Below are 16,478 nucleotides of genomic sequence, written 5' to 3'. Positions count from 1 at the left end.
GCACCAGCAGCGACGACGTGACGGTGAGGTAGAGGGTGCTCGAGAAGGTCAAGGGTCTGTTCCGGCGCGACGAGGAGCAGGCGGGAGGTGGCCGTCCGAGCGCTCGGCTCGTCGACGCGCTGAAGGTGCTCGCGGTCGAGTCGCCGGCGCTCGCGGACCGCGCGGTCGCGTACGTGCACCGGGGAGAGGGCCCCGAGGTGCTGCTGGAGCTCGAGGCGCTGCGCGGCGGTGACGTCGAGGTGCTGCTGGGGCGGCCGGGCCAGTCGGGGATCTACTCGTGGACGACGCCCGCGCAGGACGACCGACTCAAGACCGCGGTGCCGGGCTGGACCTCCGCGAAGGCCGTCACTGCCCGGTCCAACCTCTACACGCTGAGCGACTCGGTGACGATCCCTGAGCTCGTGCGGATCGGCCGGGTGCTCAGCGCCGTGTCGTCGGAGGTCGACCGCGAGCGCCCCGCCGACCCGCGCTGGCTCACGGTGCTCGTGAATGACATGTCGCGGCGCGCGAACGACCGCCGCAAGGGCAAGAACGGCAAGCAGACGCCCGACCGCTGGACGCCGGACCTGCTGGTGGCGCTCGCGGTCGAGGGCGGCGTGCCGGAGACCGACGCGACGGCGGTGGTGCTGCGCGAGCTGTTCGAGCGCCCGACGTCGTCGGGCTGGGCCTCGCGCCACCTGGGCCCGGCGCTCCTCGGCGAGCCGGCGCGCGACTTCGTGGTCGCGCACGTCGACGTGGCGACCCAGGCGCTGCCGGGCGTGAGCGCCGCGGGGCGGACGGAGCTGATCGAGCTCGTGGCGTCCGACGCTGCGGCGACGGCGGCGCTCGCCCCGCTCCTGGCTCGGCTCGCGGCGGACACGAGCAAGGGCGTGCGTGAGGCGGCGGTGGCCGCCGTCGCGCAGCTCCCGGGTGAGCGCCAGCGCGAGATCCTCACCCCGCTCCTCACAACCCTCGCGCCGTCCCGGCTCGGGACGGTCGTGACGCGCCTCGCGCAGGTCGACGGCGGGCTGGTCGACCTCGAGCGGGCCGCCGAGCAGTCGACCGGGGCGCGCGCGACGCTCCTGCGCGACACCGTCGAGCGTGCCCGCGTGCTCGACGCCGCGCAGGAGGACGAGCCGGCGATCGAGGTGCCGCCTTTCGAGCTCCTGCCGGAGACGGTGCTCGGCGATGAGTTCGTGCAGGCCGCGCGGGCCGCGATCGATACCGCCCTCGAGCGCGCCCGCGCGGAGCTGGCGGCGCACCCCGGCAAGAAGGACGACGACGGGTGGCCGCGGTGGCGTCGCCAGGCCGTCGAGCAGGACCTCAAGGAGCTGCCGGGAATCTCCGACGACGACCTCCGGATCTTCGCCGCGTTCCTGTCCGGGACGAGCACGCGTCGCCCGGGCGGCATCGCGATGCGCCGGCTGGCCGCACCGGGCGTCTTCTCGCGCCTCCCCGGTATCACCCTCCTGCACCGGCTGCGGCTCCAGGCGAACGAGGCGCGCGGCCACAGCGAGCGGTTCGGCTGGTATCGGCTCAACGAGGGCGACATGCTCGACGTCGACCTGCGCGTCCTCGACGAGGCGCTGCGGCGGATCGGTCGCGACGACGCCGAGGCACTGATCGACGAGCTGTACTTCTCCACGTGGTGGGCCATGGACACGGTGACGCCCGAGAACGCGTGGCCGTACTACGCGGGGCGGCTCGACCGGCTCGCCGCGGCGCTGGACGACCGCGAGCGCACGTACGGCACGACGAAGCCGGCGCGGGCGCTCGCGGTGCTCGCGCAGCTCCCGCACGTCCCGCGCACCTTCCTGCCGCGCCTCACCGAGCTCGCGCTCGGCGAGGGCCGCACGTACCGGGCGACGGCGCAGGAGGCGCTGAGCACGCACCCCGGCGTGCGGGGCCTGGCCGAGCAGGGGCTCGGCAACGGCCGGTCCGAGGTGCGCCGCACCGCCGCGGAGTGGCTGGCCCGGCTCGGCGACGCCGACGCGGTGCCCGCACTGCGGGCCGCGCTCGCGAAGGAGCGCAGCGAGGTCGTCCGGGCGGCGATCCTCACGTCGCTCGAGGTCCTCGGGGAGGACATCTCGGTCGACCTCGCGCCGGAGGTGCTGCTCGCGGAGGCGACCAAGGGACTGCGCGGCAAGGCGCCGGTGAGCATGTCCTGGTTCGACCTGGGCTCCCTGCCGGACGCGCGCTGGGCGGCGGACGGCTCGCCGGTGGACCCGACGATCCTGCGCTGGTGGGTCGTGCTCGCGGTCAAGCTCAAGGACCCGAGCGGCGCGGGGCTGCTCGAGCGATACCTGTCCCTCCTGCAGGAGGAGGACCGCGCGCGCCTCGGCAGCCACGTGCTGGCCGCGTGGGTCGCGCAGGACACGCGCAACCCGTCGGCGCAGGAGAGCGACGCGCACGCGACGGCGGGCGCGCAGCAGCGGTACGACCAGTACCAGGCGTGGGCCAAGCGCTCGCCGGAGTACTACTCGGTCGAGGCGTCCAAGACGGTCGAGGACCACCACCGCGACCTCTACCGGGAGCACCAGGCGACCTACCTCGGCTCGGCGGTCAAGGACAAGGGGATGCTCGCGCTCACGGTCGCGATGCCGGGTGGCGAGCTCGCCGCGACGTTCCAGCGCTACGCGAAGGCGCACGTCGGTCGCCGGGCGCAGACCGAGGCGCTCGTCCAGGCGCTCGCGGCGAACGGTCAGCCTGCCGCGATCCAGGAGCTCCTCGCGGTCTCGCGCCGTTTCCGGCAGGCGACCGTGCAGGAGACGGCGCAGCGGCTCGCCGCCGAGCTCGCGGACCGGCGCGGATGGACGGCGGACCAGCTCGCGGACCGGACGGTCCAGACGGCGGGCTTTGAGGACGACGGCCTGCTCCACCTCGACCTCGGGTCCCGTGAGTACGTCGGGCGCATCACCCCCGCGTTCACGCTCGAGCTCACGAGCGACGCGGGCAAGGTGGTCAAGGCGCTCCCGGCCGCGCGGGCGCAGGACGACCCCGAGCTCGTCTCGGCCGCGAAGAAGCAGCTCACCGCGAGCCGCAAGGAGCTCAAGGCGGTCGTCGCGCTGCAGACCCAGCGGCTCTACGAGGCGATGTGCGTGGGCCGCACGTGGACGGCGCAGGAGTGGCAGGAGTACCTGCTCGGCCACCCGGTGATGTCGCGGCTCGTCGAGCGGCTCGTGTGGGTCGAGAACCCCGGCACGGACGAGGCGCGCCCGTTCCGTCCCGACGGCGGCGCGCTCGTCGACGCCGACGACGAGGACGTCGTGCTCGGCGAGGGGTCGACGGTCGGGCTCACCCATGCGGTCCTGCTCGGTCCGGACGCCACGGCTGCCTGGTCGGCGCACCTCGCGGACTACGAGGTGACCCCGCTCTTCGCGCAGCTCGACGTCGCGACGCCCGACGTCCCTGCCGGCGCGACGGCGATCGACGACCACAAGGGCTGGTTTTCCGACAGCTTCTCGATCCGGGGACGCGCCACCAAGCGCGGCTACACGCGCTCCCAGGCGGAGGACGCCGGGTGGTTCAGCGCGTACACGAAGTCGTTCGCGAGCGCGGGGGTCGTGGTGCAGATCGAGTTCACGGGGTCGTTCGTCCCCGAGGAGAACATCGCGGCCGCGGTGACGGCCCTGACGTTCGAGCGCATGGGACGCGCGTCGGGCCGGGGGACCGCGCGCATCGCGGACCTGCCGCCCGTGCTCGTCGCGGAGGCGTACCGCGACTACGTCGCCGTCGCCGAGGCGGGATCGTTCGACCCCGACTGGGAGCGCAAGAGCCAGTACTGACCGTGCTCGTCGGTCCGCGCCAGGACCGACCGGCACGGTGCGGTACGGGAGCGGTGCGGCGTCGGGACTCGGCGCCGCGCCGCCCGTCGTGTGGGACGTGGCTCCTACGCTGACCTGCAGGACCACGGGCACGACGCCCGCGACCCGACGAAGGAGGAGCCCGGGTGACGAGCACGACGACCGGTGACGCGCAGGTCGCGGCCGGGGGACCGGGCGAGCTGCGGCCGCCCGCCGAGGTCCGGTACGCCGACGAGCTCGCGGCGCTCGCCGCAGCGGACGCGCGCCGCGGCGCCGACGTCCCGCCGGGGTGGCGGCTGAGCCCCCGCGCGGTGCGCGCGTTCGTCGTGGGCGACGCCGAGCTGGGCGTGAGCCGGAAGTTCTTCGGCGACGACCCGCTCGTCGACCGCGCGGTCGTGTCGCTGCTGGGTCGCCAGGGGCTCATGCTCGTCGGCGAGCCGGGCACCGCGAAGTCGCTCCTGTCCGAGCTCCTGGCCGCCGCCGCGAGCGGCACGTCGACGCTCACGGTCCAGGGCACCGCGGGCACGAGCGAGGACCACGTGCGGTACTCGTGGAACTACGCGCTCCTCATCGCCGAGGGGCCGAGCGAGCGCTCGCTCGTCCCCTCGCCGGTCTTCCGGGCGATGGAGAGCGGTCGGGTCGCGCGGTTCGAGGAGATCACGCGCTGCGCCCCCGAGATCCAGGACACGCTCGTGTCCGTGCTCTCGGAGAAGCAGCTCATGGTCCCCGAGCTCGGCGCCGACGCGCGCGTCGCGGCGCGGCCCGGGTTCAACGTCCTCGCGACGGCGAACCTGCGCGACCGCGGCGTCCACGAGATGTCCGCGGCGCTCAAGCGCCGCTTCAACTTCGAGACCGTCGCGCCCATCCGGGACCGCGCGTTCGAGATGGAGCTCGTCGAGAGCAGGCTGACGGCCGAGCTCGGTCCGGCCCCGGAGCGTCCGCGGCTCGACCGCGACGTGCTCGAGGTGCTCGTCACGGTCTTCCAGGACCTGCGCACGGGCACGACGGCGAGCGGTGCCCCGGTGAAGCGGCCCGAGACCGTGATGTCGACGGCCGAGGCCGTGAACGTCGCGATCGCGGCGTCGCTCGAGGCCCGGTACCTCGGCGACGGCACGGTGACCGCGGGCCAGGTCGCGCGCCAGGTGGGCGGCGTCGCCCTCAAGGGCGACGAGGAGGATGCGCGCCGCCTGCGGCACTACGTGGACAACGTGGTGCGCGAGCGCGCGCGCTCGGACGCGCGCTGGAAGGACTTCCTCACCGCGGCGGGCGACCTGTGGCGGTAGCCCTGCGCGCCGCGTGGGACGCTGCGCCGCCCCGGCTGCGGCAGGCAGCCCGCGACCTCGTGACCCTGCGCGAGCGCGACGGCGTGCACCTGTTCGGCGTACGCCATCACAGCCCGGCGTGCGCGGTCGCCGTCGCCGCGCTGGTCGAGGAGGTGCGCCCGTCGGTCGTGCTCGTCGAGGGCCCGGAGGAGTACACGCGGCTCCTGCCCGCGCTGCTCGACGAGCGGACGGTCCCGCCGGTCGCCGTCCTCAGCCTCGCCGGCGACCCCGCGGACGCGGCGGGAGGCGGTGCGCGCGGCGCGGGGTTCTACCCGCTCGCACGGTACTCGCCCGAGTGGGTCGCGCTCCGGGCGGGGCACGCCCTCGACGCGCGGCTCGCGTTCGTCGACTCCCCGTGGGGTGCGCGGCAGGCGGAGGACGACGGCGAGGGCCCGGCGGCCCGCACCGTCCTCGTGGAGCGGCACCTCGCGCACTCGCGCACCGTCGCGCGGCTCGCCGAGCGCCTCGGGTGCCGGGACCACGACGAGCTGTGGGACCACCTGTTCGAGGCACGCGACACCGCGCGGCTGCGCGGCTGGCGCGAGCTCGCCGACGACGTGTTCGCCTGGGCGGCCCTCGCTCGCCTCGACTACGAGGACGAGGCGCTCGTGGCCGACGGGTCGCTCGACCGGGAGGCGCGGATGTCGGCGCGCGTCGCCGAGCACGCGGCGCGCGCTGACGGACCGGTCGTCGTCGTGACGGGCGCGTTCCACACGCTCGCCCTCGTCGAGGCGCTGTCGGGGAGCACGCACGGCGAGGCCGTCGTCGCTCGCCGCCCGGCGGGCGGGTACGGCGACCTGGCCGACGCGCCCGCGTGGCTCGTGCGGTACGACGACGAGCGGCTCGACGCGCTGCGCGGGTACGGCGCCGGGATGCCGACGCCCGGGTACTACGACCGGCTGTGGGCCGCGCACCACGCCGCGGGCGGTCCCGCGGGCGCGGCGAACGGCGTCCTCGTGGACGTCGGGCGCGGGGCGAGCGCCCGCGGTGCGCTCGTGAGCGTGGCGCAGTCGCAGGCCGCCGTCGAGCACGCGCACCGGCTCGCGGCGCTGCGCGAGCGGCCGTGGCCGTGCCGCACCGACCTGCTCGACGCGATCACGTCCTGCTACGTCAAGGACGCTGACGACCTCGACGCGGCGGGCGACCGACCGCTCGGGCTCGCTGTCGCGGAGGTGTTCGCCGGGCGCGCGCTCGGCGAGGTGCCGCCCGGGGGCGCGTCGCCGCCGCTCGTGGAGGAGGCGCGCTCGCGCGCGCGGGCGCTGCGCCTGGACGTGTCCGACTCGGTGCCGCGGACGGTGCGGCTCGACGCGCGACGCCGGGCCGCGCACCGCGACCGGCGCCGGTTCCTCGCGCTGTGCGCGTTCCTCGAGCTGGGGTTCGCGCGCCGGGTCTCCGGCCCCGACCACGTGGCCGGGCGCGGCCTCGGCCTGGTGCTCGAGGAGTGGGAGTACGCGTGGACGCCGCTCGTCGAGGCGCGGCTCGTCGAGCTCTCCCACCGCGGGGCGACGCTCGACGCCGTCGCCGTCGCGCTGCTCGACGACGCGCGCGACCGGGCGCGGGAGGAGCGGTCGAGCGACGCAGTGGCGCGGCTCGTCGCGCAGTGCGTGGTGGTGGGCCTGCCCGACCGCCTGCCCTCGCTGGTCGCCCTCGTGCGCGCGACGCTCGACGTCGACCCGTCGCTCGCCTCGGTGGTCGCGGGCATGCGGCGCCTCGTGGGGCTGTGGCGCGCGCGCACGGAGCTGGAGCTCGGCGAGCACGCCGAGGCGCTGCTCGACCTCGCGGAGCAAGGGCTCGCCACGGCCGCCTACCTCGTCCCGGACCTCGCGGCCGCGGACGAGGCGACGCAGGACGACGCGCTGACGAGCCTCGTCGCGCTGCGTTCCCTGGTCCGGGACCTGCGCGACGCCGGCCGCGACGGCACGGGCTCGGCGTCGGAGTCCGTGGCGCGAGCCCTCGTGCACGTGCGCGAGGACGACGACGCGTCGCCCGCGGTGCGGGGTGCGCTCACGGCGTTCGCCGCCGTCGACGACGAGCTGGACGACGGGCCGGGCGGCGACGGCCTCGTCACGCGTGTCCGGGCGCAGCTCGCACCCGGCGCGGACCCGGTGGCGGCGACGGCGTTCCTCGGCGGCGTGATGCGCGCCGCCCCCGACCTCCTGCTCCACACGCCGGAGATGTTCGACGCGGTCGACGAGGGGCTGCGCGGCCTCGACGAGGACGCGTTCCGGGCGGTGCTGCCGGACCTGCGCCGGGCGTTCACCTGGCTGCGGCCCACCGAGACGCACCGGCTCGCGGAGCGCGTCGCGGCGCGGACCGGGACGAGCGCCGCCGCGCTGGACCGGCACGTCGACGTGACGGAGGACGACCTGCGCGCGGGGCTGCTCGTCGAGCGCGAGCTCGTCGCGGTCCTGGAGCGCGACGGCCTCGGCGCCTGGGTCGCCGGGGGTGCGCAGTGACGGCCGCGGGTCCGGGCACGGCGGACGTGCCGGGGGCGACGTCGACCCGGACCTCGCCGGACGGCCCCGGTCCCGTGGCGAGTTGGCGCGCCGAGGGCCGCGCGGACGACCACGAGGCTGCGCGCCGGTGGCGGCTCGTGCTGGGCCGGTACGCGGGCGACGCGCTGCCCGTCCCGGCGGCGGACCAGGGCCTCGACCGGACGCTCGGCCACCTGTACGACCGCGAGTACACGGCCCGCGGGCACCGGCACGGCAGCGGTGACGGGCCCGGTGACAGGCGAGGCGACGGGCGGGGCGCGGGCGGGCGTGGCGGCTCCGTCGTCGCGGGGCTGGACTGGCTCGAGTCCGCGCGCGAGCTGTTCCCGCGCGAGACGTTCGAGCGCATGCAGGTCGAGGCCGTGGGCCGGTACGGGATGACGGAGCTGCTCGCCGACCCGCGCGCCGTCGACGCGGTGGAGCCCAGCACGGAGCTCGCGTCCGCGCTGCTGCGCGCCCGGGGACGGCTCGGGCCCGGGGTGCAGGACGGTCTGAAGCGGCTCGTCGCGCGCGTGGTGGAGGATGTCGTGAAGCGCCTGCGGCCGCGCTTCGAGACCGCTGTGGACGGCCGGCGCGACCGGTCGCGCCGCTCGTTCGTGCGGTCGAGCCGCACGTTCGACGCGGCCGCGACCGTGCGCGCGAACCTCGGGCGCTGGGACCCGGAGCGGCGGCGCCTGCTCGTCACGGACCTGCGCTTCTCGGCGCGGCGCCGTCGCGCGCTGTCGTACGACGTGGTGCTGCTCGTCGACCAGTCCGGGTCGATGGCCGCGTCCGTGCTGTACAGCGCGGTGAGCGCCGGCATCCTCGCGGGGCTGCCCGGCATCACGGTGAGGCTCGTGCTGTTCGACACGTCCGTCGTCGACATGTCGCACCTCGCGCACGACCCCGTGACGGTGCTCCTCACGGCGCAGCTCGGCGGCGGCACGGACATCGCGCGCGCGGTGCGCTACGCGGAGCAGCACGTGCGCGACCCTCGCCGGACCGTGGTGGCGCTCGTCACCGACTTCGAGGAGGGCGGCTCCGTGTCGCAGCTCGTGGCGAGCGTCGGGCGGCTGCACGCGTCCGGCGTGCGGCTGCTCGGCCTGGCCGCGCTCGACGGCCAGGCGAACCCCGCGTACGACCGCGGCGTCGCCCGGCGGCTCGCGGAGCAGGGCATGGAGATCGCGGCGCTCACCCCGGAGCGGTTCGCCGAGTGGCTGGGCGAGGTGCTCCCGTGAGCGGCACCACCGGTCCCGTCCCGTGGGCGGCGGTGTACGCCGGGTACGACGACGCCGCGCTCGCCACCCTCGCCAACGCGGGCCTGGTGCGCCGCGCCCGCAAGGACGTCGCCGCGGGGAAGGTGGAGGTGCTCGAGCTGCGCGGGGACGGTGCCGCGCTGTCCGTCGGGGGCGCGCGCGTCGAGCTCGACGCGCGCGGTCCCGCGGGTGCGCGGTGCGCGTGCCCGACGCCGGGTGCGTGCCAGCACGTCGTGGCCGCGTGCCTGTGGGCGCGCGACGCAGCCGCCGAGCCGGTGGCCGATGCGGCGACCGAGCACCTGGAGCCCGTCGCGGCGGCCCGTGACGACGCGGCGGTGGTGCGGCCGACGGCCGACGCTCCCGCCGATGCCGATGCCGATGCCGATGCCGATGCCGATGCCGGCGCCGACTCCGGCGCCGACTCCGATGCCGATGCGGACGCCGGCCCCGATGCCCGCCCCGATCCCGCAGCCGTCCGCGCGCGTCACGGTCGAGCCGACGCCGGTTCGGCGGGTCCGACGGCGCAGCGCATCGAGGCAGGCGCGCCCCCGGAGCCAGACGCTGGTCCTCGTGCCGCGTCGGGGGCCGACCCGCTGGGCGAGATCCTCGCGCTCGACCCACGGGCGGTGCACCGGGCGGCCGGGGCCGTCGTGGTGCGCGTGGTCGCCCAGGAGCTGCGGGAACGCGCGGACACGCCGACGCGCGGCTCGACGGACGTGACGGTGGACGGTCCCCGCGTGGTGATCGCCTGGCCCGGCGCCCCGCGCGTGACCTACGTCGCGGGCGCCGGGTTCGCGGGGATGCTCGTGGAGCGCGAACGTCCCGGCGCTTCGCCCTCGGCGGCCAGGGCGGACGACCGTCGGTGGCGGCTCGAGGCGCTCGCCCGCGTCTGGCGCGCCCACGGCCGTGCCTGGCCGTGGCCCGAGGAGGCGCCCGCCGCGGCGCCGCGCGCGACGGGGGTCCCCGACGCCCGAGCGGTGGCGGACGAGGTCGCGCGCGCGGTCGAGCGGGTGCTCGACGTCGGGCTCTCGCACCTCGGCCGCGACGACCTGGAGGAGCTGCGCGGCGCCGGTGTGCTCGCGCGGCTGGGGCGCCGGCCCGCGGTGCAGCGGCTCGTCACGTCGGCGGTCGGGCGGCTCGAAGCGCTCGCGGACCGCCGGGACGCCGTCGACGAGGAGGAGTGCCTGCTCGCGCTGGCCGAGCTCTGGGCGTTCGTGCGGGCCGAGCCCGCGCCGGACGCCGCGGCACCGGACGAGCGCGTGACGGACCTCCCGCACCTCCTCCCGCTCGGGGCGCGCTGGTGGGTCGCCGCCTCGGGGGCGCGCGGGGTGACCGTGCACCTGTGGGACGTCGTCGAGGGCCGGACGCGGGCGGTCACCACCGGCCGGCCGCCCGGTGCCGACCCCACGTTCCGCCGCTCCTGGGACCTCCCGCTCGTGTGGGGGCGCTCGGTGGAGTCGCTGTGCCGCGGCCCGTTCGCCCTGCGCGGCGCGACCGAGCGCGCGGGGACGCTGCGCGCGGGCGAGGGGCCCGGCGTCGAGCCGCTGGGGACGCTCGACGCCGACGCGCTGCGGGACGTGGCGGAGCGGACTGCGTCGCTCGACGCGCGGGCCGAGGTCGGGTTCGGGCGGAGACCCGCCGTGGTCCGCGTCGTCATGGTCCGGGACGCGGGCCGCATCGGCGTCGACGAGGTCGCGCAGGAGCTCACGTGGCACCTCGTGTCCGCGGACGGCACCCCGACCGTCGTGCGCGTCGACGCCGCGGACGAGGCGGCCTGCGACACCCTGCTCGGGGTGGCGGCGGGGAGCCGCCGGCTCGTCGCCGTCGCGGTCGAGCACGACCTCGACTCCGGTGGGGTCGAGGCCGTCGGCCTGTTCGTCGAGCGCCCCGGCGGCGGGCTCGGGCTCGTCGTGCCCACGCTCACGCCCGCCTACGACCACCGCGCCTGGTCGAGCACGTGGACCCGGCTGCGCGCACGCGTCCGGGCGCTGCGCGGGCGCGCCACGACCCAGGTGCACGAGGTCACGGCACCGGCCCCCGTCGAGGACGTCTGCGCCACCGTGCTCGACGCCGCCGTGGCGCTCGCCGCGACCGGCCGGCGGCACCTGAGCCCCCAGCAGGAGGCCGCGCTCGCGCGCGCGGCGCGGACCGCGGACGACGTGGGGGCGCCGACGCTCTTGGGCGCGGTCGCGCTCGTCGCCCGCGAGCCCGACGCCGCGCGGCTCCTGCGCGCGGCGCTCGTCGCGTCGCGCGGTCGCGCTCTCGCGCGCGCCGTGACTGCCCCGAGTGGCACGGCCGACCGGGCGGCGCGGGCATGAGCACCTACGCCGTCCGCATGGGGCCGCCGGACCGGGCCCGGGTCGAGCACGTCGTCGACGGCCCGGCGGACCCGGTCCGCGAGACGTGGGACGACACGAACCGGTGGTACCCGCGGCTCCTCGCGGAGGGCCGGCGCGTGGAGCGGTCGCACGACCTGCGCCTCTCCCACGTCCTGCTGCGTCGTTCACAGCTCGCGGCGGGGTCGGTGCTCGCGCGGCGCGACCCGGGGCCGTGGGACGCGCTCGCCGCGGTGCCCGCAGGCCGCGAGCCGACGGCGGTGCCGCGTCCCGTCGGCCTGTTCGAACTCGGGCCGCAGGACGCACCGCGCGTCGAGCTGGACACGGTGGCGGAGCTGCGCGACCAGCTCACCGCGGTCGCGGGCGCCGACGGCCCGGGCGGACCGGGGCGACTGCGGATGCTGCTCGCCGCCGAGTCGGCGGGTGCGCTGGTCGCCGCGGAGATGCACCACGCGGGCGTCCCGTGGCGCGCCGACGTGCACGACGCGATCCTCACGGACGCGCTGGGCCCGCGTCCGCGACCGGGCGAGCGGCCCGCCCGCATGGAGGACCTCGTCGCGCGCATCCGCGTCGCCCTCGACGCGCCACCGACCCTCAACCCGGACTCGCACCCGGACCTGCTCAAGGCCCTGCAGTACGCGGGCGTCGGCGTGCGGTCGCTGCGCAAGTGGGAGCTCGAGCGCGCCGACCACCCGGTCGTTGAGCCGCTGCTCGAGTACAAGAAGCTCTCACGCCTCTTCACCGCGAACGGCTGGTCCTGGCTCGACACGTGGGTCCACGACGGGCGGTTCCGCACCGAGTACGTCGTGGGCGGCGTCGTCACGGGCCGGTGGGCGTCGAGCGGCGGCGGGGCGCTGCAGCTCCCCCAGCAGGTGCGGCGCGCGGTCGTCGCCGACCCGGGCTGGAGGCTCGTCGTCGCGGACGCCGCGCAGCTCGAGCCGCGCGTGCTGGCCGGGCTCGCGCACGACGAGCGCATGGCGGCGGCCGGGCGCGGGGGCGACATGTATGCGGGCATCGTCGCGTCGGGGGCGGTCGCGACGCGCGACCACGCGAAGGTCGGGATGCTCGGGGCGATGTACGGGGGCACGACCGGCGACAGCGCCCTCGTCCTGCCGCGGCTCGCGAAGGCGTTCCCCGACGCGATCGGCCTCGTGGAGCGCGCCGCGCAGGCGGGCGAGCGCGGCGAGGTCGTGTCGACCCTCCTGGGCCGCAGCTCGCCGCGCCCCGGCGAGTCGTGGCAGGCCGCCCAGGAGGGCGCGTACGCGGTCGAGGACGGCGCGGACGACGTCGAGAGCGGCCGGACGGGCGCGGACGCGCAGGCCCGCGCCCGGTCGTACACCCGCGCGTGGGGCCGGTTCACGCGGAACTTCGTCGTGCAGGGCACGGCGGCCGAGTGGGCGCTCTGCTGGCTCGCGTCGATCCGTCGCCGTCTGTGGGAGCTGCCTCTCGCCGCGACCCCGGGTGCCGCCCCAGCGCCGTTCGCGGACCGGGCGCACCTCGTGTTCTTCCTCCACGACGAGGTCGTCGTGCACGCGCCGGCCGAGCTCGCCGAGACGGTGGCCGACGAGGTGCGCGCGGCCGCGGCGGAGGCGGGTCGCCTCCTCTTCGGGGAGTTCCCGGTCGACTTCCCGCTCACCGTCGCGGTGGTCGACCACTACGCCGAGGCGAAGTGAGGGGCGGGCGACGGGTCGCCGCGGACCCGTCGCCCGGTGGTGTCGTCGCCCGGCGGCGTCAGCGCCGCGGCTCGCCCCGGTAGGTGCCGAACGACCACAGGTTGCCCTCGGGGTCCTGGAGCACGAGCTCGCGGCTCCCGTAGTCCGTGTCCCGGAGCGGGACGACGACGCGTCCCCCGGCTCCCGGCGCGCGCTCACGGAGCCGCGTGCCGAGCGCCTCGATCTCGTCGTCGGGGACGACGACGTACGTGCCGCAGGTCCCGGGCTCGCGCGACCACTCCCGGTCGGGGGAGTGGCTGCCGAGCATGATCCCGCCGCCGTGCGGCCAGTCGAGCTGGGCGTGGGCGACGTCGCGGTCCTCGCCCGCCATGACGGCCGTCGCGACGAACCCGACGACGTCGGTGAGGAACGTGACGAGCGCGCGGGCGTCGCGCGCCTGGAGCGTGGGCCACACCAGAGGCTCGGGCCGTTCCCCGTCGGTGACGGTGGTGCCCTCAGCGTGCTGCGCCGTGCTCTCGTGGATGCTCATGCTCGTCCTCCTGCTCGGATGTTTGCTCGTGCTCCCAGCCTGGGCCGTCGGAGTGCCCGCCGGCTTGGATGTTCCCGAGCTCTTCGCGGACCCAGGCCGTCGGGCTCGTGCCGGCGAACCGGCGGAAGTCGCGCACCAGGTGGGAGTGGTCGGCGTACCCGGTCCGCGCGGCGACGTCGGCCAGCGTCCGGGCGCCCCGGCCGAGGGCGAGGCGCTGCACCTGGCGGCGCGCGGCGTCGAACCGCACGAGGCCGCGCGCGGCCCGGGGCGTGACGCCGAGCTCGGCCCGGAACAGCGTCTCGAGCTGACGCTCGCCGAGGGCCACGTGACGCGCGACGTCACGCACGCGCGCCCGGCCCCGGGTCCGGACGAGCACGCGCCAGGCCTCCGCGACCTCGGCGCGCACCTCGGCGCGGACGGGGAGGGCTCCGGGACCGCCGGGCCGGCCGTCCCGGCCGGCGAAGGCCGCGAACACCGCCTCGAACGCGGCAGCCCAGGAGCCCGCCTCGGCAGCCTGCTCGCGCAGCCGCGCGGCGGCGGGGCCGAGGACGGCGTCGCCGTCCTCGACGAGCCCGAGGTCGCCCGCGCGCACGCCCAGCAGCGCCCGGCAGGCGAGCGGGTCGAGCGCGAGCTGCACGCCCGCCTGCTCCTGCGGCTGGTGGATCAGGGCGGGCCGGGTGTGCAGACCGCCGACGAGCGACTCGTACCGCACCGGCACGGCGTCCGGCCCGGGCGACGTCGGGACGACGCCCGCGGTGCTCACGACGAGCGTGAGCCACGGCGAGGGCAGCCCACGGTGGACGGACGGCGCGCCGTCCGTTGTCTCCGTCCGCAGGCGGTACCCGACCATCGACACGACGCCGGGCGGCAGCGTGTCGGACGGGGCTCGCACGAACTCGTGCACCGCTCCAGGCTAGGCAGTCAGGTCGACGGGCGCAGCCCCCGCACCTGGGGGACGTCCGTGCCCCGGGCGGCGCGGCGCACGTGGGAGCGCGCGTGCTCGATCGCGTCGTCGAGCGTGTCGAAGAGGTGGTTCTCGTGGCGGAGCTCGGCGAGCGCCCCGACGTTCGTGAGGAGCGACCGGTGCCGTTCCTGGACGCCCTTGACGAGCACGGTCACGCCCCGTGCCTCGAGCCCTTCCACGAGATCGCCGAGCGCCCTGGCACCGGTCGCGTCGACCATGCGGAGCTGGGAGAGCCGCAGGACGACGACCGCGACGTCGTCGTGCGCCGAGGCGTCGGTCACCTCGGTGAGCACGCGGTCCGCGGCACCGAAGAACATGGAGCCCTCGAGGCGGAAGAGCGCGACGTGCTCGTCGCCCGGCTCGGCCGGCCCGGGGAGCGGGTCGCGGTGCACGGCGGAGGCGCGGGCCACGGTCCGCAGCGCGAAGAACGCGGCGACGAGGATGCCGATCTCGATGGCCTGCACGAGGTCGAACGCGACGGTGACGACGGCGGTGACGACGAAGGTCGCGGCGCTGGACCGCCCGGCGACGACCACCGAGCGGATCGTCCGGGCGCCGATCATCCGGAAGCTCGTCACCATGAGCACACCGGCGAGCGCGGCGAGCGGGATCCGGGAGACCGGGCCGGTGGCGAGGTAGATGACGGCGAGGATCACGACCGCGTGCACGACGGCGGCGAGCCGCGTGCGGGCGCCGGAGCGCACGTTGACCGCGGTGCGGGCGATGGCTCCCGTGGCGGGCATGCCGCCGAAGAGGCCGCTGGCCACGGACGCGAGGCCCTGTCCGACGAGCTCGCGGTCGGGCTGGTAGACGGAGCCGCCGGGCGACCCGGTCTGCACCATGGACGCCGCGACGCGGGCGGACAGCAGCGACTCGATGGCTGCGAGCGCGGCGATCGTGAGGGCGGCGCCGCCGAGGTCGCGCAGCGCGCCGGGGGTGAACGTCGGCACGACGGGCGCGGGCAGCGACGACGGCAGGGCGCCGATGCGCGGGACGGGCGCGCCGAGCGCCTCGACGAGGACGGTGGCCAGCACGACCGCGACGAGCGACGCGGGGATCGCCGCGTGGAGGCGGGGGAGCAGCAGCATGGTCGCGGCGACGAGCGCGACGCACCCGAGCGTCCACAGGACCGGGGCGGGCGGGACGTCGGTCACGGCGGCGCGCACGGCCTCGACCGCGGTCACGAACGTGTTGTGACCGGGGGCTGCTTCGACCCCGACCGCGGCCGGGACCTGCTGGAGGAAGATGATGCAGGCGATCCCGAGCGTGAACCCCTCGACGACCGGCCAGGGGATGTACGTGACGACGCGCCCGAGCCGGGCGAGCCCTGCGACGAGGACGACGAGCCCGCCGAGGACGGTGACGAGCGCGACGGAGCCCAGGCCGTGCGTGACGACGATCGGCGCGAGCACGACGGCCATGGCCCCGGTCGGGCCGGAGACCTGGTGGTTCGACCCGCCGAGCACGGCGGCGACGACGCCGGCGATGACGGCGGTGACGAGCCCGGCCGCCGCCCCGACGCCGGAGCTGACGCCGAACGCGAGCGCGAGCGGGAGGGCGACGACGCCCACGGTGACGCCCGCGAGCAGGTCGGCGCGCAGGGTCCGGGGTCGCAGGTCGTAGTCGGAGCGGCGGGGGAGCAGGTCGCGGACGGCGGCGAGGCGGCTCATGCGGAGGCGGTCGACGTGGTCGCGTCGAGCACGGCCCGCGCCGACGCGCCCGGCAGGGCGGGGAGCCGTCGCGCGGCCTCGAGCTGGTCGGACGCGCCCGCGAGGCTCGAGAGGAGGAACGCGCGCGCGACGACGAGGAGCTCGGCGACGAGGGGCTCGGCGAGGCGGTACTCGACCGCGTTGCCGCTGCGGGTCGAGGTGACGACCCCGGCCCGGCGCAGCACGGCGAGGTGCTGGGAGAGCTGGGAGGGCTCGCACCCGGTGACGTCCAGGAGGTCGGACACGGGCGCGGTGTGGTCGGCGTCGGCCGCGAGGACCTCGAGCACCTGGATGCGGGTGGGGTGCGCGAGGCACCGGAAGAGCTCGGCCTTGATGCGGTAGAGGGGAGCGGCCTCGTCGGTGCCGTGGGCGCCGTCGTCGGGCCGGGCGGGTCGGGGTGTGCGGGACACGGGTCCTCCGGGGCAACGGAATGATG

The 16,478-nt window shown here is 76.8% G+C and carries 10 protein-coding genes; 6 read left to right on the top strand and 4 right to left on the bottom strand.

Annotation, left to right across the window (positions count from 1 at the left end):
* Positions 1–35 precede the first annotated feature (35 nt).
* The 6 genes from JOE63_RS21705 to JOE63_RS14305 all read left to right on the top strand — a co-directional run bounded on the left by JOE63_RS21705 (position 36) and on the right by JOE63_RS14305 (position 12,840).
* Positions 36–3,764: a DUF4132 domain-containing protein gene (locus JOE63_RS21705; protein ID WP_204542262.1), complete on the top strand. Its 3,729-nt coding sequence runs from the start codon at positions 36–38 to the stop codon at positions 3,762–3,764.
* Positions 3,765–3,928: 164 nt separating this feature from the next.
* Positions 3,929–5,065: an ATP-binding protein gene (locus JOE63_RS14325; protein WP_204542260.1), complete on the top strand. Its 1,137-nt coding sequence runs from the start codon at positions 3,929–3,931 to the stop codon at positions 5,063–5,065.
* A complete protein-coding gene (locus tag JOE63_RS14320; protein ID WP_204542258.1) occupies positions 5,056–7,560 on the top strand; it encodes a DUF5682 family protein in 2,505 nt (834 codons plus the stop codon). Before JOE63_RS14325 ends, JOE63_RS14320 begins: the two co-directional genes overlap by 10 nt.
* Positions 7,561–7,634: 74 nt before the next feature.
* Complete coding sequence (locus JOE63_RS14315; RefSeq protein WP_307840111.1) at positions 7,635–8,813, top strand: VWA domain-containing protein; 1,179 nt, start codon at positions 7,635–7,637, stop codon at positions 8,811–8,813.
* Complete coding sequence (locus JOE63_RS14310; protein ID WP_204542257.1) at positions 8,810–11,149, top strand: hypothetical protein; 2,340 nt, start codon at positions 8,810–8,812, stop codon at positions 11,147–11,149. Before JOE63_RS14315 ends, JOE63_RS14310 begins: the two co-directional genes overlap by 4 nt.
* On the top strand, positions 11,146–12,840 hold the full coding sequence (locus JOE63_RS14305; RefSeq protein WP_204542256.1) for a bifunctional 3'-5' exonuclease/DNA polymerase: 1,695 nt from the start codon (positions 11,146–11,148) through the stop codon (positions 12,838–12,840). The genes JOE63_RS14310 and JOE63_RS14305 overlap by 4 nt, the downstream gene beginning before the upstream one ends.
* Positions 12,841–12,898: 58 nt before the next feature.
* Here the strand turns inward: JOE63_RS14305 and JOE63_RS14300 are convergent, their stop codons facing one another.
* From JOE63_RS14300 to JOE63_RS14285, 4 genes are read right to left on the bottom strand one after another with little or no spacing between them, the layout of a single operon-like run.
* Positions 12,899–13,369 carry a VOC family protein gene (locus JOE63_RS14300; RefSeq protein ID WP_239576712.1) on the bottom strand — a complete coding sequence of 157 codons (471 nt, stop codon included), beginning with the start codon at positions 13,367–13,369 and terminating at the stop codon, positions 12,899–12,901.
* Positions 13,335–14,273, bottom strand: a complete 939-nt coding sequence (locus tag JOE63_RS14295; RefSeq protein ID WP_204542255.1) for an AraC family transcriptional regulator — start codon at positions 14,271–14,273, stop codon at positions 13,335–13,337. Before JOE63_RS14295 ends, JOE63_RS14300 begins: the two co-directional genes overlap by 35 nt.
* A 17-nt stretch (positions 14,274–14,290) precedes the next feature.
* Entirely contained in the window at positions 14,291–16,003 is a 1,713-nt protein-coding gene (locus JOE63_RS14290) for a SulP family inorganic anion transporter (RefSeq protein WP_204542254.1), read from the bottom strand.
* Positions 16,000–16,452, bottom strand: coding sequence for an ArsR/SmtB family transcription factor (locus JOE63_RS14285; protein WP_204542253.1), 453 nt, complete (start codon positions 16,450–16,452; stop codon positions 16,000–16,002). The genes JOE63_RS14290 and JOE63_RS14285 overlap by 4 nt, the downstream gene beginning before the upstream one ends.
* Positions 16,453–16,478: the final 26 nt, after the last annotated feature.

Origin of the sequence: Cellulosimicrobium cellulans (assembly GCF_016907755.1) — a bacterium.
Taxonomy (GTDB): Bacteria; Actinomycetota; Actinomycetes; order Actinomycetales; family Cellulomonadaceae; genus Cellulosimicrobium; species Cellulosimicrobium cellulans_D.
Note: the sequence above shows the minus strand (reverse complement) of the source record. Positions and strands in the feature narration are given on the sequence as shown.